This window comes from Vibrio sp. 10N.286.51.E5, from assembly GCF_041469125.1.
GTDB lineage: Bacteria > Pseudomonadota > Gammaproteobacteria > Enterobacterales > Vibrionaceae > Vibrio > Vibrio crassostreae_C.
In genome coordinates, this window is record NZ_JBFRJZ010000022.1 from 16,277 (window position 1) to 37,197 (window position 20,921).

Annotated in this window: 21 protein-coding genes and 2 pseudogenes; 9 read left to right on the plus strand and 14 right to left on the minus strand. The window is 45.3% G+C overall.

Features of this window, described 5'->3' with window-relative positions:
- Positions 1–275: 275 nt before the first annotated feature.
- From AB4161_RS08100 to AB4161_RS08115, 4 genes and pseudogenes are all read right to left on the minus strand, one after another.
- A complete protein-coding gene (locus tag AB4161_RS08100; RefSeq protein ID WP_372083168.1) occupies positions 276–764 on the minus strand; it encodes a helix-turn-helix transcriptional regulator in 489 nt (162 codons plus the stop codon).
- Entirely contained in the window at positions 749–2,110 is a 1,362-nt protein-coding gene (locus AB4161_RS08105) for a type II toxin-antitoxin system HipA family toxin (RefSeq protein WP_167853017.1), read from the minus strand. The genes AB4161_RS08100 and AB4161_RS08105 overlap by 16 nt, the downstream gene beginning before the upstream one ends.
- Positions 2,111–2,514: 404 nt before the next feature.
- Positions 2,515–2,844 (minus strand): helix-turn-helix domain-containing protein, encoded by a 330-nt coding sequence (locus AB4161_RS08110; RefSeq protein ID WP_372083169.1) that lies wholly within the window; start codon positions 2,842–2,844, stop codon positions 2,515–2,517.
- Positions 2,831–3,165 (minus strand): annotated as a pseudogene (locus tag AB4161_RS08115) (type II toxin-antitoxin system RelE/ParE family toxin). The gene AB4161_RS08110 and the pseudogene AB4161_RS08115 overlap by 14 nt, the downstream one beginning before the upstream one ends.
- Positions 3,166–3,193: 28 nt before the next feature.
- On the opposite strand from AB4161_RS08115, the gene AB4161_RS08120 reads away from it, so the two are divergent.
- On the plus strand, positions 3,194–3,337 hold the full coding sequence (locus tag AB4161_RS08120; protein WP_371723280.1) for a hypothetical protein: 144 nt from the start codon (positions 3,194–3,196) through the stop codon (positions 3,335–3,337).
- Between the two features lie 15 nt (positions 3,338–3,352).
- Here the strand turns inward: AB4161_RS08120 and AB4161_RS08125 are convergent, their stop codons facing one another.
- From AB4161_RS08125 to AB4161_RS08145, 5 genes are all read right to left on the minus strand, one after another.
- Positions 3,353–4,582 carry a hypothetical protein gene (locus AB4161_RS08125; protein ID WP_372083170.1) on the minus strand — a complete coding sequence of 410 codons (1,230 nt, stop codon included), beginning with the start codon at positions 4,580–4,582 and terminating at the stop codon, positions 3,353–3,355.
- Positions 4,579–7,503 (minus strand): hypothetical protein, encoded by a 2,925-nt coding sequence (locus AB4161_RS08130; protein WP_372083171.1) that lies wholly within the window; start codon positions 7,501–7,503, stop codon positions 4,579–4,581. The genes AB4161_RS08125 and AB4161_RS08130 overlap by 4 nt, the downstream gene beginning before the upstream one ends.
- Positions 7,500–9,131 carry a site-specific integrase gene (locus AB4161_RS08135; protein WP_372083172.1) on the minus strand — a complete coding sequence of 544 codons (1,632 nt, stop codon included), beginning with the start codon at positions 9,129–9,131 and terminating at the stop codon, positions 7,500–7,502. The genes AB4161_RS08130 and AB4161_RS08135 overlap by 4 nt, the downstream gene beginning before the upstream one ends.
- Before the next feature lie 701 nt (positions 9,132–9,832).
- Positions 9,833–10,117: a NadS family protein gene (gene nadS / locus AB4161_RS08140; protein WP_017067989.1), complete on the minus strand. Its 285-nt coding sequence runs from the start codon at positions 10,115–10,117 to the stop codon at positions 9,833–9,835.
- Positions 10,118–10,265: 148 nt separating this feature from the next.
- Positions 10,266–10,505 carry a hypothetical protein gene (locus tag AB4161_RS08145; protein ID WP_372083173.1) on the minus strand — a complete coding sequence of 80 codons (240 nt, stop codon included), beginning with the start codon at positions 10,503–10,505 and terminating at the stop codon, positions 10,266–10,268.
- 190 nt (positions 10,506–10,695) lie between these two features.
- Between AB4161_RS08145 and AB4161_RS08150 the strand changes: the two genes are divergently transcribed.
- Positions 10,696–10,854, plus strand: coding sequence for a hypothetical protein (locus AB4161_RS08150; protein WP_170962346.1), 159 nt, complete (start codon positions 10,696–10,698; stop codon positions 10,852–10,854).
- Between the two features lie 67 nt (positions 10,855–10,921).
- Here AB4161_RS08150 and AB4161_RS08155 read toward each other — a convergent pair whose 3' ends face one another.
- Positions 10,922–11,119, minus strand: coding sequence for a hypothetical protein (locus AB4161_RS08155; protein ID WP_371714710.1), 198 nt, complete (start codon positions 11,117–11,119; stop codon positions 10,922–10,924).
- 188 nt (positions 11,120–11,307) lie between these two features.
- Between AB4161_RS08155 and AB4161_RS08160 the strand changes: the two are divergent.
- The 3 genes and pseudogenes from AB4161_RS08160 to AB4161_RS08170 form a co-directional block, all read left to right on the plus strand.
- Positions 11,308–11,583 (plus strand): annotated as a pseudogene (locus AB4161_RS08160) (2,3-bisphosphoglycerate-independent phosphoglycerate mutase); the annotation flags it as partial.
- A gap of 312 nt (positions 11,584–11,895) precedes the next feature.
- Positions 11,896–12,324 (plus strand): HI0074 family nucleotidyltransferase substrate-binding subunit, encoded by a 429-nt coding sequence (locus tag AB4161_RS08165; RefSeq protein ID WP_102481904.1) that lies wholly within the window; start codon positions 11,896–11,898, stop codon positions 12,322–12,324.
- Between the two features lie 7 nt (positions 12,325–12,331).
- Positions 12,332–12,655 (plus strand): nucleotidyltransferase family protein, encoded by a 324-nt coding sequence (locus tag AB4161_RS08170; protein ID WP_372083174.1) that lies wholly within the window; start codon positions 12,332–12,334, stop codon positions 12,653–12,655.
- Positions 12,656–12,691: 36 nt separating this feature from the next.
- On the opposite strand, the gene AB4161_RS08175 is transcribed toward AB4161_RS08170, so the two are convergent.
- Both AB4161_RS08175 and AB4161_RS08180 read right to left on the minus strand, forming a co-directional pair.
- Positions 12,692–12,943 carry a type II toxin-antitoxin system Phd/YefM family antitoxin gene (locus AB4161_RS08175; protein WP_372083175.1) on the minus strand — a complete coding sequence of 84 codons (252 nt, stop codon included), beginning with the start codon at positions 12,941–12,943 and terminating at the stop codon, positions 12,692–12,694.
- Between the two features lie 108 nt (positions 12,944–13,051).
- Positions 13,052–13,537, minus strand: a complete 486-nt coding sequence (locus AB4161_RS08180; protein WP_136975775.1) for a methylated-DNA--[protein]-cysteine S-methyltransferase — start codon at positions 13,535–13,537, stop codon at positions 13,052–13,054.
- Between the two features lie 155 nt (positions 13,538–13,692).
- On the opposite strand from AB4161_RS08180, the gene AB4161_RS08185 reads away from it, so the two are divergent.
- Both AB4161_RS08185 and AB4161_RS08190 read left to right on the plus strand, forming a co-directional pair.
- Entirely contained in the window at positions 13,693–13,971 is a 279-nt protein-coding gene (locus AB4161_RS08185) for a type II toxin-antitoxin system RelE/ParE family toxin (RefSeq protein ID WP_017067997.1), read from the plus strand.
- On the plus strand, positions 13,971–14,267 hold the full coding sequence (locus AB4161_RS08190; protein ID WP_017067998.1) for a HigA family addiction module antitoxin: 297 nt from the start codon (positions 13,971–13,973) through the stop codon (positions 14,265–14,267). Before AB4161_RS08185 ends, AB4161_RS08190 begins: the two co-directional genes overlap by 1 nt.
- A gap of 62 nt (positions 14,268–14,329) precedes the next feature.
- Here AB4161_RS08190 and AB4161_RS08195 read toward each other — a convergent pair whose 3' ends face one another.
- Positions 14,330–15,679 (minus strand): MATE family efflux transporter, encoded by a 1,350-nt coding sequence (locus tag AB4161_RS08195; protein ID WP_372083176.1) that lies wholly within the window; start codon positions 15,677–15,679, stop codon positions 14,330–14,332.
- A gap of 218 nt (positions 15,680–15,897) precedes the next feature.
- On the opposite strand from AB4161_RS08195, the gene AB4161_RS08200 reads away from it, so the two are divergent.
- Together AB4161_RS08200 and groL are read left to right on the plus strand one after the other, a co-directional pair.
- Positions 15,898–16,188, plus strand: coding sequence for a co-chaperone GroES (locus tag AB4161_RS08200; RefSeq protein WP_010433998.1), 291 nt, complete (start codon positions 15,898–15,900; stop codon positions 16,186–16,188).
- A gap of 206 nt (positions 16,189–16,394) precedes the next feature.
- On the plus strand, positions 16,395–18,041 hold the full coding sequence (gene groL, locus AB4161_RS08205) for a chaperonin GroEL (protein WP_102397875.1): 1,647 nt from the start codon (positions 16,395–16,397) through the stop codon (positions 18,039–18,041).
- Positions 18,042–18,196: 155 nt separating this feature from the next.
- On the opposite strand, the gene AB4161_RS08210 is transcribed toward groL, so the two are convergent.
- Positions 18,197–20,617: an ATP-binding protein gene (locus tag AB4161_RS08210; RefSeq protein ID WP_372083177.1), complete on the minus strand. Its 2,421-nt coding sequence runs from the start codon at positions 20,615–20,617 to the stop codon at positions 18,197–18,199.
- Positions 20,618–20,921 lie beyond the last annotated feature (304 nt).

A 20,921-nucleotide genomic window follows, 5' to 3' on the forward strand; every position in this document is an offset into this window, starting at 1 on the left:
GTGTGCGGCGGTGTGACGCAAGGTCATCATCTGCCAGCGCATTTCACGGTATCTTCCAAATCCTAAAGCGTGTCTTCACGCCCATTTCTTCCGATAGCCTATAAAACGTTCAATATTGACTCTAGTCGTTTACTGGATCGATGTCCAGTGCTTTTGATGGTTTTTTCATCAAAGATGACGGTTCATTGGTGCGCCGCTGATGTGTCATTAAACCCAAACCTGTCAGCTTGTTCTCCGCCTTTGTGGAATTGCATCAGAGTTCACTGTAGTTTGTATCACTCTGTCTCGTTACTGTTTAATAGAGAAATGAGCAAACTCGGCGATGAGGGAATTACCCCCGTTTTCATACCAAAAGGTTTGAATACTTTGTTTAGAACCTCGGTGTTGTAGCTACCTCTATCATTTTCAATATCTGAGAGTGTTTTTCTTGAGACATCGACGAGTTTTGCAAAAACATCCTGTTTTAGGCCTAGTATGTTCACTCGCAGTGTTCTAAGGGCTTGGCCTTGTGTGAGCCCACCAAGCAAGAGTTGTTTGATAATATCGTCCATAGCCGTTTTACGATCAGATGCCCTGATCGCTTTTGAGTTCTTAGATACCTTCTGTTTTGCTTGAGTATTTGGTTGTAATTTACTCTTTCCCGAGTGTGTTGGTTGATGGGAAGCTATTGACTTTGGCTGTTCTCGGCTTGCTCTTAGGCGAGCTACGGTCTCATATACAGTCTCTTTATTTGATCGGCTACTCTTACTCATGCTAGCCCCCATTTTGTCAATTTTTCAGATATATGATTAAACCCAATTGCTGGCATCTCCAAGATTTGTTTTGGTACACCTTGTTCTTCCAGTCTCTTTTTAAGGTCAAGGCATTTAGCGGCTGTATCTCTTAGTTCTTCAAGAAGGACGGCTGTTGGTACTAGATCTGACAGGGATTCAGCTATTCCTATAAAATCATAGGTTCCGCCGACTTCGAGTGGTGCTTGCCATTTTGTGCTTCTTGGAATGCCCTCGGGATCGGCTTTCATTGGTGCAAAGTCGTATATAGGAGCCAGCTTAATAAAACCGTCTCCTCTCAGGAAGGAAGTATTTCTTCCGTGGTTGTCACTATTCCCAAACAAGATATTGAGTAAATCTCGCTTTACCCACTCAACGACGAACTCCTGGGGGTCGAAAGCATACCCTTGATGTTGAACCATGTGGCTTTGGGTCATCTTTTCTATGAGGCTTCTGATAGTGGCTTCGTGGTTGAGAGTGACTCCTGCACCTTTATTTAGCATGGAGTATACGGATTCCATACCGAATTTTTCCACCTGTTCCTTATTGATTTGAATATCAAATCTAGGTAGCCATAACGAAGGGTAATTAAGACCTTCTTCTAAGCGCATGCCTTGTATTGGAATCGTATCAAAACCCATTTCAGTAAGTGCATGATAGTAATAGAACTCAGCTCTTAGAATATTACAGTCGACGGTGCTTCTCGAACCTCTGGGGTATTTTACCAGGTAGTGTAAATCGTGATTGCTAGGGTCATCTTGATAGGGATCTATCCATATTTTTTCGTCGCCAGTGTGAGGGGTTATCTCGCTACGTAGGAGTAATTTAGGGGCCTCTCCTCCCGCGCCCGTCGCTCCACCTGCCGCTGCGCCTCTTTGCTGTGCATAGTCGAGGAAATCACCCGCTCGGTTCTTAACATCCTCAACAGAGAAATAGAGGTTGTCTGATATTTCGTAACGCTCAGGAAGAGACTCTTTCACCCGTAAATTGCCGATAGGCGACATCGTCCCAAACTTAAGTAAAACAAAGTCTTGTTCATCGAAGCTTAGATCCTCAATATCTAAGTGCTTGACCCAGTACCTTCTACTAGCACCACTTGGCATTATGTCGTCTAGGAATCTTAACCAACCAGGTTTTCCCATATCATCAAAGAAAAAAGAAACAGGGTGATTGATCGAAACTGCATGCAAATCGTCTTTATCATGATGATAGAGAGCATAATCACTGAGATAATTGAGTTCAGAAATTTGGAAGTTATGCTGAGCACTCTTAGGGAATGAGATGAGAGCAACATCGAGCCATTCACCTTTGATAAAAGCTTGTACTGTTAATTCTTCCATTGGCTGCACCTCACTTGTGTTTTATGTGTAAAATAATACGCAATAATGCTGTTTTTTTCAAATTGTGAGTAAATAGATACTCATGAATAGGCGAGGTGGCACAACTGTCTCACAAGACTGCACAATCAAGAAAGCAGCCTTGCTGGCTTGACCGTGAGTCTAACTTTCGTTGACAAAAACCACGCTGTGATTGTTGAGACGTTGAAATCCAATATGATGAAAAACCGCAAACTGGCGAAACACATAGCGGATGCCTCGTGGCACAGCTTTGTCGTTAAATTGGAGTACAAGCTGCAAAGAAAAAGGTAAGCACTTAGTGAAGCTGCGTAAGTCTCGATACTATCGAGCAATGGCTAACGAAAGAAGCATCGCCCGATAGGCGGTGAGCAGTCACAAAAAGTATTTTAAATTCTTAAGCGCTTAGAGCTCGTGATGTGAGACAGAGTTTCCGGATGACGCTGAACCAATTTTAGAAGAGTTACCGCTTGTCCATTTGGTGCGCTACGCCCTTGTTCCCAGTTTTCTAGTGTACGAGATGATGTATGCAGCAAACGCGCAAACACACCACGCGACATATTAAACTGTTCACGAATACTCACGATTTCATCAGGTGAAATATCTAGTTCGCGGATATCTTTAACATGATGAGTTTTAAGAGTTAGTTTGCCCTTGGAATACTCTTGAGCCTCAATAAGAGCTGAACTTAACTCTGTAAATAGATCACGATTGCTCATTACGCCACGCCTCCATAAAAAAGCCTTTAGTTGTTTCTTTTGGTCTGCGGTTAAATCGGACATTTCATTCTTGCCATAAATTGTCAGTAAGTAGAACCGACGCTTTTCATCGAGGAAGTAATAGATAATACGAGACCCGCCACGCTTGCCCTTACTTGCAACTTGAATCTTTCGCAAACCACCTGTACCCTGAATCACGTCCCCCTGTTTTGGATTAGACATTAACTCAGCTTGAAAAAGCCTAAACTCATCATCACTTAGATATTCATTACGATACTTTTCAAATATGGTTGATTCGAGATGTGCAAATATACTTTTCATTCGCAAAATATACGCAAGTAACGTACAGATGGCGAAGCTATACGTGATTAACGTAGTTGTGACTTTTAAGGCAATGGATCTGATCTTAGACATGTTGATTGTAGAATCACTACTTATCGGCATCGGTCGTGTTATCAAGCCTTTCCCTACGCGACGTCTGAGCACTTACTGACTCTCATTAATGGCATTACACGTCATCAAATCCAAACAGATCGTTTTGTTCAGGCTTATCACTTGAGAGCTGTGAGATATCGATGATCCGTTTTAGCTCAGGCAAGAGTGGCAAAGCACGCTCCAAAGGCACACTGTAATAAGGGTGCTTCCCATCTTCGTCATTGTGAAACCCCAATTTGAGTTCACCTTGCGCGCTGCGCAGCACCGTCATCTTGACTTGATCAGCCGATGTGATGTCTTTGATACGTACATTTGATAAGGCGTTGAGGTTGACGCTATACAGTTGTTCTTGTGAAGTAATGATACTCTTGGTCGTGAGTGCCATTAAGGCGCCAACTTTGGGTGCTAAGCTCGCGAAATACATACTCTCAGGGGTGAGGTAAAGTAAGGCTTGGTTGGTTTTTTTAATCTCTTCGATTTTTTGAAAATTGTCCCTTTCGGCTTTAAATTCAAGAACATCAATCACCACTTTGGCTTCTAACTCAAAATGTTGCTGCTGTCTTTCTCGGTAGGCGCGCAATGGCGCCAGGGAGTGGCAATACACCTGCTCTCCATCGCTAAACATCGCTTGCTCATCATCGATATAGACAGACAAGGTCTCGCTTTGTGTTGTTTGCGCGATCGATTCCAGTGAGTGCTTGGCCTCTGGAGTCAGGGCCATATCGATGTCGATGTTCATACCCTTAGGAAGCGCGAAAGGAATGATGTCGTTGTCTCTCTCTATTTGAACGCGATTGCTGTCTTTGTTGACCTCAAACACTGAGAAAGGGGTGCAGGTATTGGCCAGTTGACATATCGCCAGCGCTTGCTTGGTCTCAATAATTTGCTTGGGGTGCGTCATGACGCTATCAAAGAAGGCCAGATGATGTTCACAAGCGGGCTGCGCGAGGGCGTAGCGAAAGGAGTTCAGTTCGGTTCGCCCTTCCAGTACGATGCCGTCTTGTTGGTTGTCATGACGGAGCTGCAATGAAATCGTTTCTTTTTGGTCGATATGATTGGTTTGGCACAGCCATAGGTTGGCAAAAGCGGTGGCGCTAAACGAGAAAGCGGCGTTGTCCAATGTGCAATCCGACGCTCTGTCCAACGTGGTCATGATGAGCTTCTCCGTCGCGCCGCCAATGAGGTGAAGCGATTTATCAGTGACAATGAAGGTGACAAAGGGATGCTCGCTGCCTTTTTTGATGCCGCTAACCAGCTCGGTAATGCGTGCGTGTACTTTTGGTTGAAAGTTCAATGTGTTCATAATGTGTGTCCTTTTGGCTGTGAGGCGTTAAGTATCATGGTGTTCCACCAGGTTTGAAATTGCTCAAGAAGAAGTGGATCGGTGACCTCTAACTCCAACGCTATCTTGAGTTGAGTGCGACCGGTGGGGATGATGATTTTATTCGCGGTGTCTTTTGCTGTGAGTAAAGCCTCCTGTATAAAGTCCCATTTTTTACTGTCGAGACGTTTTCGGTTTTGATGCAGCGTGATATGACAATGGTATTTGAGCGGTGATTGCTTGAGGGTGTGGAGCGCTTTTTCCACCTTTTGGTTGCATGGGCTAAGAAAATACAATTGCTTGCCATTGATCATTCCCTCGTCATCGCTTTGCGGCGGTTTCTTTTCGAGGTGTAGCTCGCCAAGGGGACGTAGGGCGGTTCGTGCGGCTTTATTCCATTCAATGCCTTGGTATTGCCCAAAGGCGCGCCATGCGTCACTCACCATGGAAAAAGCCAAAGGCGTTTCTTTTAAGCGTTTGATTTGCTCTCGAGTTTCCCACTGAAAACGATAAGGGCGGGTTTGGGTTCCACTTGAGACGCCTTTTGTCCAAAGTCCAATCCACTCGTTGTCGTTTGACTCCGCCTCTTGAAGCTGTTCTTTATCACCATTTGGTTTGCGCTTGCTGCCCAAACGTTGGCTCAGAGCCTCCGTCAGCTGTGCATGAGTAAAGCTCGGCAGGTGGCGCTGCTTTTCAGAGGATGAAAGCTGGGCGTATTGAGGGCTAAGCCTCATCAGAAGACGAGTGATATCATTGGAACCTGGTTTCATTCCCCAGAGGTATCTCAGCTCGGCATGTGTGTATTCTCGCTGTTGAGGGAGAAAGGCAGGCGCGACCCATTCCATACCATGCAGGTAATGCAGTCGAGTTGTCGCATAGTGTTGATGGCCCAGCATTCGACCGATTTCATCAAACAGCAGCATATTGTTTAACTCTGAAAATGAACGCCCTTGCAACCAGTATTGAAATCGCTGCTCAACAACGGATGTTGAGAAGAGAGACGCGGTGACGGGTTGATGCGTTTTATGCCAAGCCTTTGGCGCCGCACCGTTAGCAAGGCAAAGTGCTTGTTGATAGAGCAGCTTGGCGCCGCTGTGACGAAGGTGATGAAAGCGCGCTTTTTTACCGTGTAATTGTTTGAGCACTTTCGTGATAGGCAAAAGGTAGTGGCGCGCTCGTAAATGGATGGACTCGTCTTCAAAGCCAATGAATGGCTCGCTAGGAGGGCGGTTGGCTTTGAACGCCAGTAATAACCGTATTAATTTGGCGCCGATTTCGGGCATCACAACCTGAACCGTGCGCGTGTCTCCGCTTTTTGTTTTGCCTTCCTCGGTATTGGTAATGTAGATCGCAAATAACTGACCTTTTTCGTGGGTGCATCGAATATCTTGAAGGCGCAGGCGTAAGAGTTCCCCGCGTCGAAGGGCGCCGTAATAACTCAATAACGCGCTGACACTCGCAAATAACGCCTGCATCGGGGACAGGCTGTGCGTTAATAACTGAGTGACCAGGTGGTGCACCTCTTCAGCGCTAAGAGAAAGGGCATCAATTTTTAGGCTTTGGGTCGGTTTGATGAAGGTCGAGAGATCTAAGTGCTCAGTGATGGGTTGCTGAGTAAGAAAACGGAAGAATTGATACAGAGTCCATTTTTCCATTGTCTCGTCTTGGATGAGGCGGTATCGATCTTTGGCCCATTGTTGCAGGGCTTCCCTGTCATTGGCGATCGAGAGAGGGAGTGGGGTCGTCGACAGTTCATTTTTAAAACTGGTGTAGCGCAGCAAGGTGGCGGGGCTGAGGGTGTTTTTTTTCACGCCGCCAAATTGCTTCAGTTCTTGCACATAATCAAACAATAAGCGGGGCAACAGGTTGTCTGCTTGCCACTCGGGTTGAGTGGGCGCGGCTTGTTGGGGCATATTGAGCGACTTGATGAGCATGGCGTGAGGCCAGCGATGAAACGGAGTCTCTTGGTTTGGGGCTCGGGGGGGGATCTTCGCAAACGGTGGCGGCTGATAAATATCTTGCGCTGTGGCTACGCGCGATAAGGCCGCCTCTTGTGGTAACGCACTTACATGGCGCATGGGCTCAGAGAAATCTTTTAATATTTCAGGGGGGATGGCGAAGCGATGGAGCCATAAGGTTTGGACAGATTGTTGCCATTGATGAGGGGTAAGCGCTTTGCGCTGCGCAGAGGGATAAAAATCCTCGAGTGAGTTGAGCAATCGGTTAAGTGTCACTCTTGGGTTGCCCGGCTCTTGTCGGCACTGCCAGTCATAGAAGGCGCGGGCTGCAAGCGGTGATACGGCGTAGCGCGTAAAACTGACGGGTTCGGTATCATCAAAATACGACAGGTTAACAGGGTGCGTGATGGTTAGGGTGAGTTGATCGCCAATGCGCTCCAGCGGGGTGGGATCATTGAGTCTTTCACACCAAGCGTTGAGCGGCAGAGGCGCCACTTCTCTCATCAAGGTCAACACGGTCCACGCCAAGTTTGGGGTTCCTCTTTGCTTGATACGGTGCTGGCTCTCTTGTTGGTAGTGCATAGAGATAGCATGAGCCCTTGCACTTTGTTGATACAGCGAGACCAACCACAAGTGTTCATGATCGTTAAATTGTTGCACCTTTACCGGTGGTAAGACCCAGCCACACACCTGGTTTAGGTAATAAAGCGTCTCATCACGCGCCCGTTTTAAGGCTCTTTGCCGGCCTGTTGGGATACCTGAAATGGCTCGGTTTATCGAGGCCATTTGTGACTCGGTCAATTGGCGTTCATGCTCACTTTCTTGGCCCCTCTCTTGAAAAAGCAGCGTTAAGAAGGCCTCGAAGGCGTCAACTTCAGCGCACGCTATCGACTGCTGTTGATAGAAGTGATGGATGTGTTTTGCGGTGTGGCTTTGACGGTTCATAAGGCACGGTCCTTTTTTGAAGGGTAGGGCGTAAGGGCAGAGAGCTGCAGCCGCGATGGCCAGTGGTTCAAATGCGCAATCAATGTTTGGTTGCAAGCTTGAAAAGCATAAGCGCTGCCAAGGTGTTCACCCAGTTCGCTGTGGCCCATCAGTACATCAATTTGTTGGGTGGTTAAGCGTGGGTGAGTGGCCATCAAGGCGTGTTGGGCAAAGCTGTGACGAAGCTGGTAAGGGACGACTTTTTCTTCGGGGGCCCCCAGCCTTTGTTGAAAGCAATGCTGCCACTGTGCATGCATAAACAACCTCAAGGTTTTTGCGGTGAGGGGGACGGCGACGTTGTTCTCATCAATCAAGTACCATAGGGGCCCCATGGCAGAAGCGTCATTGGGCGCTAACGTTTGGAGCACGCGCGCTTGAAGTTTAAGGTAAGACTCAATCGCTTGTCGTAAGTAGTTCGGAATATCGATAAGGCGGTAGCGTCCCTTGTCTTTGATAAGGGCGCGTTGTAAATCAAAGCAGGCTTCCCGCTCTATCGAGATGTGGTGAGTAGGACGAGCGCCGGTAAGAAGGACAAATAACAACGCCAGCTCGTAGGTGCGCGCGTTGTAATACTCACGAAGCGCGTCTTGGGAGGCGTTTCTTTCTGGCACCGTTGCCAGTTGTTGGCGAAGGTGACCAAAGAAGAGACTCAGCTTGGGAATCGGGATCGCGCGCGTAGAGCCAATGGAAATGGGCGGTATTGGAATATAGGTTCGAGCGCCCTCGGTCAGTTCGAGAGTGAACGCCACGATCGCGCCTGCTTTTTTCAGGTAAGGGGGACGCTCGTTAAGCGTTGTAAAGACGGGAATAAGTGCGCCAGTGGTGGGAAGCCTGACATCACAAAAGGGTTTAATATGACGCTGGTTTATTTGGGGAATGAGTCTCTGCAAATAGCGGTTGTGCGCACAAAAAATCTCATAGCGAATTTGATCGCAGTTCAGCATTTGGTAACTCAGTGCACTGTGATGGTGGACTTTCTTGGCTGTGATGAGTTTTTGAGCTGGAAGTGAGAGATAAGGATCGCAATGTGCCATTCGCTCGATGTAGGAATACAAGAGGTCTTTTCGCAGCACAAGTTGGCTTCTCAGCGCCTCCGGCGTGCGTAGCTTTCTCTTTTTTAATCGCCAAAAGAGCTGTTTCTTTTGCATTTTAGTGAGGCGAAGCTCCGTGTCATGATGAGTGAGCCAATAGCTAAAGACGGCATTGAGCGCGTCTGGCATGGGTTGCCATAAATACACGGTTTCCTTTGCCAGGGCGCAAGGTATGGCATATTCGACCCATGAAACGCCACCTTCACGCACTCGGCGAAGGTGATGAAGTGCACAATCGACTCGCCCTGAGACCAACACCAGATCGGGAATATCCTGTTCTCTTTCGATGCCAGACAGATGGCCTGCGATCCATAAATACAGGAAGTAAATGTGATAAAGGTTGAGGGGCGTCGTGGGTTCAGTCAGCACGCCCGACGTCTTGGGTCTGAGTTCATGCAACACATTGGCGATGGCAAGGGCGACGTTATACGCATCGACGGGAACGCCGCCGGCATTGTTGGCTCGGTTGCGTTTTTTTTCATTTGATTGTCTACCCATAAGTAAAATCCTTTAGGCATGATAAAAGTAAGCCGAACGTACGCAATCCGATTATCCGAATGTCGTATGTTTCATTGAGAAAATAGAGAGTTAAGTGTGATCAGGGTGGAGCATGATCAAGTCTGCGCGTGAGGTTGTCAGGTCCTTGATGGGCAATCCCATCTCAGCGCTGAGTAACAATCAGCAGCACTGCAACACAGCAATACAAGCGGTGTCGCCAGTTAGTGAGCGAGAGTATGAAGGTCTCGCGAGTGACACTGCATGACGCACAAAGAGGTGCGATCATGGTGCAGTTGAGTGTAAAGGGGACGGCCATTTCCCGTTATTTATAAGGCAGTACCTTAATGGCGAGGTTGAAGCGAGACCGCAATACTTATCTCGCTTAGTGCCAGAACATGGCAATATTGAGTTTAAAGACAACCGTGTACGGCTGTTTTTATAAAGTTAGCCAATGTTCAGTGGTGACGTCAAGCCGTTATCTGTGTTTTATGTGTGATGTCACATTGCATTTCAATGCATTGCATTTAATCTCATTGCATTTTAGGTGTACCCGCTTCCACTTGAGGGGTTAAGGTCACCAGCATAAATCTTTTGGTGGTAGGGACGACCAACACGTTAAACGCCTATAAGAGACAATGTAAGCCGATTCTATTCTAATGGTAGAGCGATAGGAATTAACACTCCTTTAGAGGTGTAGTAGTTCAAGCAAGAGCTCTGATTACTGCTTGGGGATCTTTCGCAAGTACATTCAGTAACACTAAAGCAGGACCTCTTGGTGTTCTATCTCCACGCTCCCAGTGACGTAATGTACCTAGACTGATACCAAATGTAGATGCAAACTCAGTCTGAGTCATTGCTACATTATTACGCACCGCTTTAACGTCAACAGAGTCAAACTTGTGAACTGTAGCCTCTTTGTTTTCGCCATCTGCGAATTCAATGGCTTCCATTAGACCTTGCTGGATACTTTCAAATGCATTAGTCATGATTGCCTCCCGTAACTGTCTGCAAGTATTTTGGTTAGTTTATTAAGAACATTACATTCAGCTTTAGATAAGTTAGCTTTCTCGTTTTTGCCAAAGAGAGAAAGCATAAATAATGGTATTTCTTCACTATGGTAGTAATAGATAACTCTTACACCACCACTTTACCACTGCCCTCTTTTGCCCACCTGAGCTTACGAATTCCACCTGTCCCTTGCATTAACACACCGGCTTTCGGGTGCTCTGCTAGATAATTAATGATTTGCTTGTTCTCTTCCTCAGAAAGGAGCTTTTCAACTCGTTTCTTGTATTCGGGTAATTCAACGATTGTATGCATAAATGAAGTGTAAGCCAATGGATTACTTTTTTGCAAGTTTTGATTAAGACACATATCAACGCCGTATTCTTGCGAATCCCCGGTTCTGTCGCAAACTTGAGTCTTTAAGTTAAGGTTTGCTTAACGTTGAAAAGCGCTGATTCACTTTGCCAGTTGCGACTGATCTTATGAGTTCGTTTTGGTATCGTTTCTGTTAAGCTCAGAGGACAAAAGCAAAGGTTGTGAGCATCAAAGTGAGGATGAGATGAGCGATGTATTGAAGACAGTGAGTGAGACCGTCAATGATTTACACCAATCAGGCGCGATCGATGAAACGACGTTAAATCAATTTGAAGAGGTGTGTTCAAGACGTCCCGATGCTGCAGAAGAGAAGAAAATACAAGACGTGAAAGACAAGCCCTAGCGAAAATGCGCCGTTTTAAGGCGGCGGCTTTCGATACGTTAATGTGAGTAAAAGGTAAGCCTTCGTGTTAACGAGTCGGGCGGTCGTTATCCCGTTGCTTTTCACACCAAGCGATGATGTTATCGGCTTTTAATGTTGCCCAGCCTAGCAACAGCATCAATACGATCAACGCCCAGCCGGTGACATTGAGCCAAGAAGGAACCTTATCACTGACCGCGATAAAGGGAATCGTCATTAACAACGCACTGAGAATTGGAGCTAACATGATGCCGTCCTCTTGATGTAAGCGCCTATCACCAACGCTCGATTTTCACTGAAGGTTACCTGAGGGCCGAGTAACCACCTAACAAAATGAGATTAGCATAGCGGCTTAACGGCGCAAGTTTTACCCCACACGAGTCTTTAGTTTTGATTTGCTTGTTGCTATTAGTTTATTCAACGTTGGGCCTATGAGATGAATGTCTTGGCAAAGTGGTTGAAGCAATTAAAGAAGCCGATGGCCAACTGCTTATCACTGCTGGCCACGGTAACGCGGAAATGATGGTAAACCCAGAAGCGGGCGGCATCCACACAGCGCACACTAACCTACCTGTTCCACTTATCTACGTGGGCAGCAAAGACGTTGAGTTCAAAGAAGGCGGTAAGCTGTCTGACTTAGCACCAACGATGCTTTTTCTGTCTGGTATTGATATCCCAGCTGAAATGTCAGGTGACGTGATCGTTAAGTAGTAAGTAGTTAAGTAATGGTTTGGCTCAGCGGTTCACTGAGCTGTAACGATTTTGAAAGCCCGCACTTCAAAGTGCGGGCTTTTTTATAGATGCGGGATGCGGATAATCGAGTATCGAAGAGCTTTAAGGGCAGGTGTTGGGTGAGAAAAATATGCAGGATATACAGGTAGGGAAGAACAGAAGGACACTACCTTAAACAAAAGACAAAAAGAACGGCCTTGATATATATCGAAAGAGTGACATTTCTTGAATGATTAGGTAGCTTAAGGCTCATACTATACTTGTCTTTTACCTTATCCCTAGGCTGTTTATATGAACTCAAACCCAGACCGTTGGAAGCAACGACTGCAAAACTTAATGAAAGCGCAGCAAAGGCTTGAGAGAGCGTGCTCACAAGATAGCTACAATGAGTTAGAGCTTGCTGGGTTAGTACAAACTTTTGAATTTTCTTTTGAGCTTACATGGAAGACCCTTAAAGACTTACTTGAGTTTGAAGGGTTTGATGTGGCTTCGCCGAGGAGCGTTTTTCGTACAGCCTTAGAAGCTAAGCACCTATCTTCGGAGCAGTGTGAGATCATGCTTGAAGCACTCATAAAACGAAATTTATTGTCTCACACCTATGATGAGGAAAATGTCCTTGAAGCTCAGTCACTGATCTTAGAGTCATTTTCACCAGTGATAGGGCAAGTCACACTCTATTTAAAGCTTAAATGTGATCAAGAGAGTAAATGTGATCAATAGGTTAAATGTGAACGATAGTTATTTGGTTAGCCCAGGCTCTGTCGGCCTTAAGCCTCATCAATATCAGCTGATTGAGGATGTTGTTTTGAACCATGCTTCAGTCATTCATGCCTGGGTGTTTGGTTCTAGAGCCCTTGGAACTTATAAAGATAACTCTGACATCGATATTGTTATCGAGGGGGACGGTATTTCGTTAAGTGTCGTCGCAGGCTTGCAAGATCGTTTAGAACAATCGTCACTTCCATTCAAGGTTGACTTGCTCGTTAAGCATAAAATTACATCGAATGAGCTACTTGCCCATATTGACACCTATGGGATTAAACTCAAATAATCGAGCGTATTTTTATTAGCGTATCGATGATGTTGATTATTGAACCGATTGTTTACGCTTTGCCAGTTTATCTCGAACCTGAGTACCTGAATTGACTCGGCCATGTTTTGCATCATCAATAGAAAACGATAATAGTTTCATTAGCGCTATAGCTTCTTCTCTATGCTTTCTATCGTCATAAGATTCAATCGTATAAGCGGGCTTACCATTTTGAGTAATGGTCATAGGTTCAGATAAATCGAGGTTGGCTGCGTGCTTTTTTAAGTAACCTATCGTATCAGTGGACATTACCATCACCTCTTTGTATGAAATTTTAAATATAGACTATATGTTGTCTGGTGATAATGGCGCTTCTTGATGGTGAAACTTTATATTATTGATCTAGCGAGGTAAGGTTTATTGCGTTCTATCTACAACCGAACGCTCAAAATCCAGTAACCACTCTTTGCGGTTCATGCCGCCGGTGTAGCCGGTTAATGTGCCATTTGCGCCGATGACTCGATGGCAAGGTACAACAATACTAAATGGGTTCTTGCCATTTGCACCACCCACAGCTCTTACTGCTTTTGGGTTGTCCATTCTCTTTGCTTGTTCACCGTAACTGATGGTTTCGCCATAAGGAATGGTTGTTAAAGCCTGCCAAGCTACTTTTTGAAACTCAGTGCCTTTTATCGCTCTTAATGGCAAATCGAATTCTATTCGTTGACCTGCGAAGTACTCATCTAACTGTTTCGCTGCCAGTTGGCAAAGGTCATCTGGATTGCTAGTCATTAGCTCTTCGTGATTTACATGGTCAATTTCAATAAGCGACACACCATTGCTCACAATGATCATCTTGCCAATTGGTGCGTCATAAAGCATTTTGTAAGTGGTGTCTTCCATGTCATCTTCCTTCTTTTAGTCTTTTTCTGCTCTCAAGCTCTTCGAATCTCGTATCTGTTTTTGAGGCTCTTCGCATCCCGTTTACCCGAATCTCGCATCTGCTCTTAAGTCGCTTGAAATTTGATTCATGATGCGCAACACGCTACACTCTCTGTATGATTAAAACATTCAAGCATAAAGGTCTCAAAAAGTTTTTTGAGACTGGCAGTAAAGCCGGTATTCAAGCTAAGCATGAGCGTAAGCTTAGGATGCAGTTGGCAGCTATAGATACTGCAACCATTATTGATGATGTTGATCTACCTGGCTTTAAGCTTCACCCATTAAAAGGGGATAGAGATGGTATTTGGTCAATCACAGTAAATGGTAATTGGCGTATTACTTTCGAATTTATTGATGGTAATGCCTATATTTTAAATTATGAGGATTATCACTAATGAGTATGCACAACCCTCCTCACCCAGGTGAGTTTATTTATGACCTATATATGGAACCGTTTGGTTATAGCTGTCGTTTTGTTGCAAAGCAGCTTGATGTATCACCTTCTACGCTGAATCGTGTTCTTAAAGGCCAAAGTGCAGTTTCTCCTGAAATGGCTTTACGTCTTTCTAAGTCACTGGGTAGAACCCCGGAGAGTTGGTTAACAATGCAGGATCACTATGATCTGTGGCAAGCAAAACAGAACGTTAATCTAGCGAAGGTAAATACGATCAACTTTGCTCTAGCGACATAAATATAACGAAGATGGACTAAGCGCTGCGTAGTCAGCGTTTGTCTTTCAGTTTTTGGTTTGTACTATCCCTCTTCGTATCCCGCATCTGCTTTACCCCTTACACGAAGCGCAAACAAGTACCCTGAAATACCGCCGACAATGTTCCCCAAGGCTAAGCCTATAAACAGCCCTTCGACACCATCAATTTGGCTGCCTATCCAAGCGAATGGCAAGGTAAAGACAAACAAACGCATGAAGCTCCATTGAAAGGCTTTGAGTGGTTGATGCATGGCATTCATCCCACTGATCAGCATCATCACAATGCCTTGGAATCCATAGCTAAAGGGCACGACTAACAGGTAATGCCACAATATGCCTCGGACGGATTCTTCTTGAGAGAACAGGGCAGCCAAAGGAATGCTCAACGGCACCATCATTAAGAAAATCAAACCTTGGAACATCACAGCAAAACGCATACTCAGAAACAGTGCCTTAAAACTGCGTTGTGGGTTGTTTGCGCCAAAGTTCTGCGCCATGAAAGGCGTAAGCGCCGAAGTAAGAGACATCAACACAATGATAAGAATGGACTCGATACGTTGCGCTGCGCCATACGCCGCCACGGCTTCAGTCCCTTGTTTGGCCAGCATCATCATGATGATAGCGCCGGCAAGTGGGTTCAGAGCGTTAGACAAAGCCGCTGGGGTGCCTATTTTTAAGATCTGTCGCCAGTCACTGACGATGTTTGTCAGCTTAGGCGGCGCAAGCAGTTTTTCTCGCACCATCAATACGTAGAGTGAGCCACACAACGCACCAAACCAACTGAAACCACTGGCAATCGCAGCGCCTTGAATCCCCAGTTCAGGGAAAGGCCCATACCCGAAGATAAGTAGCGGATCTAAAACGCCATTGATAAGGCCAGCCAGTAGCATAATCTTGGCGGGTGTTTTAGTATCGCCGCTGGCACGAATGGCGCTGTTGCCTGCCATGGGGATGACCAAAAATGGGATCGCGAGATACCACACCGACATGTATTCCGATATCAGCGGCAACAACTCTTGCTTTGCTCCTAGCAGGGTAAACAGTGGTTCTAAGGCGATAATACCTAATGTAGACGCGCAGCCGACCAGAAGCAGAGCCAGCAATAAGCCATGACAGGTAAAGCGTGCTGCATTTTGTGCGCTGCCTTGGCCAAGCAATCGACCGATACATGTCGATAAGCCAATGCCAATCCCCATGGTGATGCAGTTAATCGCAAAGGTAACTGGAAAGGTAAAGCTCACTGCTGCAAGTGCTTGTGTGCCGAGCAGTGAGATAAAGAAGGTATCGACCAAGTTAAACATCAAGATCGCCACCATACCGAATATGGTCGGTATGGTCATGGTACGCAATGTACTCTCAATTGGGGCAGTTAATAGCCCGTGCTTATCTTGCATGCAAAACGCCGATAGAAACCAAAAGCGTAGGATAAACAGATGCGGGATACGAGTAAACGAAAAGCAGGGAAAGATGAGGGGTGAGAATCTGCACTTTAGCTCACAATTTTTCCGTTCCCCCCTTGGGATCTTTCACATCGCCCCCAACATATTGTTTGACCCACGCTAATCGTGGCAACTATCAAAATTTAAATGGAAATTATCAGGAGATAAGACCGATGAATATCCGTCCTCTACATGACCGAGTTATCGTTGAGCGCCAAGAAGTTGAATCTAAATCTGCTGGTGGCATCGTTCTAACTGGTTCTGCCGCAGAAAAATCGACTCGCGGTATCATTCTAGCTGTCGGCAAAGGCCGCATTCTAGAAAACGGTTCAGTGCAACCGTTGGACGTAAAAGTTGGCGATACCGTTATCTTTGCTGAAGGTTACGGCACGAAAACTGAAAAAATCGACGGCAAAGAAGTTCTGATTATGTCTGAAAACGACATCATGGCGATCGTCGAGTAATCTATTTTTCATTTAACTCTCAGTAAAAGTTATCAGAGCCAGTATTGGATGATTCATATCGTCATTCCAGAAATGAGGAACGAATTATCTGGAATCTAAACAGAGTGCGATTTGAGTAGATTCTGAATCACGTTCGTCCCTCACTGTTCAGAATGACGCGATAACGCTGAGACGCCCCGAAACAAAGAATTTGAAAGGAAATTAAGATGGCTGCTAAAGACGTTAAATTTGGTAATGACGCACGTATTAAAATGCTAGAAGGTGTAAACGTTCTGGCTGACGCAGTAAAAGTAACGCTAGGTCCTAAAGGCCGTAACGTTGTTCTAGACAAATCATTTGGCGCACCAACGATCACTAAAGATGGTGTTTCAGTTGCACGTGAAATCGAACTTGAAGACAAGTTCCAAAACATGGGCGCGCAAATGGTTAAAGAAGTGGCTTCGCAAGCGAATGACGCAGCGGGCGACGGTACGACTACAGCAACAGTTCTTGCTCAAGCAATCATCACTGAAGGCTTAAAAGCCGTTGCTGCTGGCATGAATCCAATGGATCTTAAGCGCGGTATCGACAAAGCAGTTATCGCTGCAGTTGAAGAGCTAAAAGGCCTTTCTGTTCCATGCGCAGATACAAAAGCTATCGCGCAAGTAGGTACTATCTCTGCGAACTCTGATTCGACAGTAGGTAACATCATTGCTGAAGCGATGGAAAAAGTAGGTCGTGATGGCGTAATCACGGTTGAAGAAGGTCAGGCTCTACAAGACGAGCTAGACGTAGTTGAAGGTATGCAGTTCGACCGTGGTTACCTATCTCCTTACTTCATCAACAACCAAGAAGCGGGTTCTGTTGATCTAGAAAGCCCATTCATTCTTCTTATCGACAAGAAAGTTTCGAACATCCGTGAACTTCTTCCGACTCTAGAAGCAGTTGCTAAGGCATCTCGTCCACTTCTTATCATCGCTGAAGATGTAGAAGGCGAAGCGCTTGCAACTCTAGTTGTGAACAACATGCGTGGCATCGTTAAAGTGGCTGCTGTTAAAGCGCCTGGTTTCGGTGACCGTCGTAAGTCTATGCTACAAGATATCGCTATCCTAACGGGCGGTACGGTTATCTCTGAAGAGATCGGCCTAGACCTAGAGAAAGTAACGCTAGAAGACCTAGGTCAAGCTAAGCGTGTAACTATCACTAAAGAAAACTCAACCATCATCGATGGCGCGGGCGAAGAAACAATGATCCAAGGTCGCGTTTCTCAAATCCGTCAACAAATCGAAGATGCAACGTCTGACTACGACAAAGAGAAACTTCAAGAGCGCGTAGCTAAGCTAGCTGGCGGTGTTGCAGTAATCAAAGTAGGCGCTGCAACTGAAGTTGAGATGAAAGAGAAGAAAGACCGCGTTGAAGATGCACTTCACGCAACTCGCGCTGCCGTTGAAGAAGGTGTGGTTGCTGGTGGTGGTGTTGCACTTATCCGCGCTGCATCTAAAGTTGCTGGCCTTGAAGGCGACAACGAAGAGCAAAACGTCGGTATCCGTGTTGCACTACGTGCAATGGAATCGCCTATCCGTCAAATCACGAAGAACGCAGGTGATGAAGAGTCTGTTGTTGCTAACAACGTTCGTGCTGGCGAAGGTAACTACGGTTACAACGCGGCGACTGGCGAATACGGCGACATGATTGCAATGGGTATCCTAGATCCAACTAAGGTAACTCGCTCTGCACTTCAGTTCGCAGCGTCAGTTGCTGGTCTTATGATCACAACAGAAGCGATGATCACTGATAAGCCACAAGATTCTGGCCCTGCAATGCCTGATATGGGTGGCATGGGCGGTATGGGTGGCATGGGCGGCATGATGTAATCATCCCCCTTTCTCTATAGCAGAGAAAGTCACACATAAGCTTTAGAAAACGGAGACTTCGGTCTCCGTTTTTTTTGCTCTTAAAGTCTTATTTATTCGCATCCCGTATCTGTATTTCAGCTTCACCATCACTCTTTTTTTCCAAAGCTCCTTGGTCAGCCTGCCTTGTGCGTAAACTGTTGTTCATCAATTTTTTGCAGCATCATGTCACGCTTAAATGGTTTTGGAAGATAATCGTTCATTCCACACTCGAAGCATCGTTTAATATCATCATCGAGCACTGAAGCTGTTAAAGCGAGGATATGTGTTGCCTGAAGTTGAAGGTTTTCTTCATAGCGCCTTATTTGCTCCGTTGCTTCAAAGCCATCGACATTCGGCATCATGCAGTCCATCAAAACAAGGCCGATTTCTTGATGATGCTCTCGATATAAATCAATCGCTTCTTGTCCATCATTGGCAATCAAATAGTCAATCCCTAACTTATCTAAATTGATACATACCACCTTCTGATTTACGCGGTTATCTTCAACTATGAGGACTTTTTGACGTACAGTCGCTTCTATCGGCTCAGGTTGATGTTGAGGGGGTTGTGGCTGTGACCTTTCAAGCACGGAGTTCAACATGCTACTTAAGCGGGAACCGAGCATAGGAAGAGTCACATAGCCTGAGATAAAATGACACTCACTCATAGGATCACTAAGATTATCTTTCACTATGATGATTTTCACCTCTGGTGCTAAGCGATGCAGTGTTTTGGCTTGGTTAATATCTTCCATCAAAGCGATCTCTGGGAGGTCAGTTGCCGCCAAGTTTGTTTCGATTGATTTTAGTTGTGGTGAGTAACCAAGGCGGAACAAGTCATCGAGTAAAAGTTTCGATGGCGCATCTGAATAATAGACAACGGTTTGTTTACGATTTTTATGTTCAGAATGATCTGATGGCACTACGGTTAATTGGAAATGAAAGCAACTGCCCACGTCCTTCTCTGACTCAACGTTTATCGAGCCTCCCATCATTTCCACCATACGTGACGAAATACTAAGCCCTAATCCGGTCCCCGCAATATTGGAGGTGATGTTGGTATCTTCTTGGCAAAACGCTTTGAAAATGTGCTCTTGTTGGTCTGCTGCGATACCAATACCCGTATCTCGAACAGAAAACTCGACCACACACTCTGTTTCCAATGATGGAAGCCGTTTAGCGGTGAATACGATAGAGCCTTGTTCTGTAAATTTGATCGCATTTGAGGCTAAATTCATCAACACTTGGCGAATTTTATTCCCATCAACATGAATGTACTCTGGGAGCTCGCCATCAATTTCAACTTCCAACTTAATCTGCTTTTGATAAGCTTTAGAAGAAATCAGAGTCACGCTATCAAACAGCAGCTCTCTTAAGTCTGTCGTATGTGGATTAATTTCCAGTTTACCCGATTCAATTTTGGACAGATCGAGAACATCGTTGATCAACATAAGTAAGGTTTGAGAAGAGGTATAGATAGTCCCAAGGCAGTCTTTCTGTTCTGCGGATAGTTTGGTTTCTGCCAGTATTTCTGACATACCAATCACGCCATTAAGCGGTGTCCGTATCTCATGAGACATATTGGCAAGAAAGGCACTTTTTGCACGGTTTGCTTGTCGTGCTTTCTCTTGTGAAACAATCAATTGAGTTTCAAGTTGACTGGCACGCCACACAACATAAAGCAGCACCAGTAACGTCACCCCTCCTAATGCGGCTGTCGATAAGTAGCTGTACGACTTTATCTGCGTCAGGCTCTCTGCGATCTGCTTGGGTGTTTCGGTGAAAAGTAAGTTGAGCTCATCTTCAACATGATAAATACTGCTGGTGAGTTCTCCTTTGAGGCCGCTATCAGAGCTGTACCCGACACTCTTTAACCCTCGCTGCAATCGCCAAAAGTGGCGTTTAAAATTATTAAACGAAGCTAATGCACTGATCGTTCGGGAATTCTGTTCTATTTCATCTTGGATTTTGAACAATGAATCGACAATCTTATCTAATGTTGTCTGATCAAAATCGGTAAAGAACTGATACATGAGATCTTGTGTTTCTAAAGTCAATTCTTCAAGCTGCACATTATTGGATTCATGTACGAAGCGCTCAAGTGTCAACGCTGCATTTTTTAGTTTCTCAATGAGCCCAATTTGGTCCCTCTTGCCATGTATGCTGACTAACTCAAGGGCTAATAATGTAAAGGCGGTGTGGTACTCGTCGAGATACTCGACAACTTTGGCATAATTAAAAGAAATATTGAGGTCGCTTCGTACGATTTTCCCATCGATCTCAGCCAGCTTTTCGATCAGCTGACTTCGCTTTATATTGAGTTGTTCTTGAATCTCTGGTTGCCTTGTGGAAACAAACTGCTGCTCTTGTCGTCTGACAGAGAGCATAACGCTATAAGCTTCAGAAAGACTGAGCTGGAGATTAATCATGTCCTGCTCTTTGTTCTTCAGAGCATGGCTAACATAGATATAGAGGCCTAAAAATAACACGATAGCCAAAAAACCACGCGAAATAATCGCTTTAATGGTCTGTTTATTCGTAGGTTCCTTAATCATGCTATTCCCGCTGTTTCATATCGTTCTATTCCTATATTAGAATTTAGTTTATTTTCAGAATTTTACGAACATTAGTTTTTGAATACCTGAGGTCTGTTGAGCTTTTATCAATAAATTTTTTAGGATGACATCGCTTTAGATGCGGCAATAAGTGTGTGGGCTATAAGCTTGTGAAACATGTTGATTTTCTCGCCTAGATTTTTGTTTGGAATAATAAGCGTTAGAGCGAAGGTTTCGGTCTCTGTTTTTTTTGCTTTTCGCATCTCGTTCACTCGAATCCCGCATCTGCTCTTAACCATTGCTC

Coding starts and splice junctions, on each gene's coding strand:
- AB4161_RS08100 (WP_372083168.1), bottom strand. CDS start 764: ATGGGGGCTAGCATGAGTAAGAGTAGCCGATCAAATAAAGAGACTGTA.
- AB4161_RS08105 (WP_167853017.1), bottom strand. CDS start 2,110: ATGGAAGAATTAACAGTACAAGCTTTTATCAAAGGTGAATGGCTCGAT.
- AB4161_RS08110 (WP_372083169.1), bottom strand. CDS start 2,844: ATGAGCAATCGTGATCTATTTACAGAGTTAAGTTCAGCTCTTATTGAG.
- AB4161_RS08120 (WP_371723280.1), top strand. CDS start 3,194: ATGGCGAAGCTATACGTGATTAACGTAGTTGTGACTTTTAAGGCAATG.
- AB4161_RS08125 (WP_372083170.1), bottom strand. CDS start 4,582: ATGAACACATTGAACTTTCAACCAAAAGTACACGCACGCATTACCGAG.
- AB4161_RS08130 (WP_372083171.1), bottom strand. CDS start 7,503: ATGAACCGTCAAAGCCACACCGCAAAACACATCCATCACTTCTATCAA.
- AB4161_RS08135 (WP_372083172.1), bottom strand. CDS start 9,131: ATGGGTAGACAATCAAATGAAAAAAAACGCAACCGAGCCAACAATGCC.
- nadS (WP_017067989.1), bottom strand. CDS start 10,117: ATGACTAATGCATTTGAAAGTATCCAGCAAGGTCTAATGGAAGCCATT.
- AB4161_RS08145 (WP_372083173.1), bottom strand. CDS start 10,505: ATGTGTCTTAATCAAAACTTGCAAAAAAGTAATCCATTGGCTTACACT.
- AB4161_RS08150 (WP_170962346.1), top strand. CDS start 10,696: ATGAGCGATGTATTGAAGACAGTGAGTGAGACCGTCAATGATTTACAC.
- AB4161_RS08155 (WP_371714710.1), bottom strand. CDS start 11,119: ATGTTAGCTCCAATTCTCAGTGCGTTGTTAATGACGATTCCCTTTATC.
- AB4161_RS08165 (WP_102481904.1), top strand. CDS start 11,896: ATGAACTCAAACCCAGACCGTTGGAAGCAACGACTGCAAAACTTAATG.
- AB4161_RS08175 (WP_372083175.1), bottom strand. CDS start 12,943: ATGTCCACTGATACGATAGGTTACTTAAAAAAGCACGCAGCCAACCTC.
- AB4161_RS08180 (WP_136975775.1), bottom strand. CDS start 13,537: ATGGAAGACACCACTTACAAAATGCTTTATGACGCACCAATTGGCAAG.
- AB4161_RS08185 (WP_017067997.1), top strand. CDS start 13,693: ATGATTAAAACATTCAAGCATAAAGGTCTCAAAAAGTTTTTTGAGACT.
- AB4161_RS08190 (WP_017067998.1), top strand. CDS start 13,971: ATGAGTATGCACAACCCTCCTCACCCAGGTGAGTTTATTTATGACCTA.
- AB4161_RS08195 (WP_372083176.1), bottom strand. CDS start 15,679: ATGCAAGATAAGCACGGGCTATTAACTGCCCCAATTGAGAGTACATTG.
- AB4161_RS08200 (WP_010433998.1), top strand. CDS start 15,898: ATGAATATCCGTCCTCTACATGACCGAGTTATCGTTGAGCGCCAAGAA.
- groL (WP_102397875.1), top strand. CDS start 16,395: ATGGCTGCTAAAGACGTTAAATTTGGTAATGACGCACGTATTAAAATG.
- AB4161_RS08210 (WP_372083177.1), bottom strand. CDS start 20,617: ATGATTAAGGAACCTACGAATAAACAGACCATTAAAGCGATTATTTCG.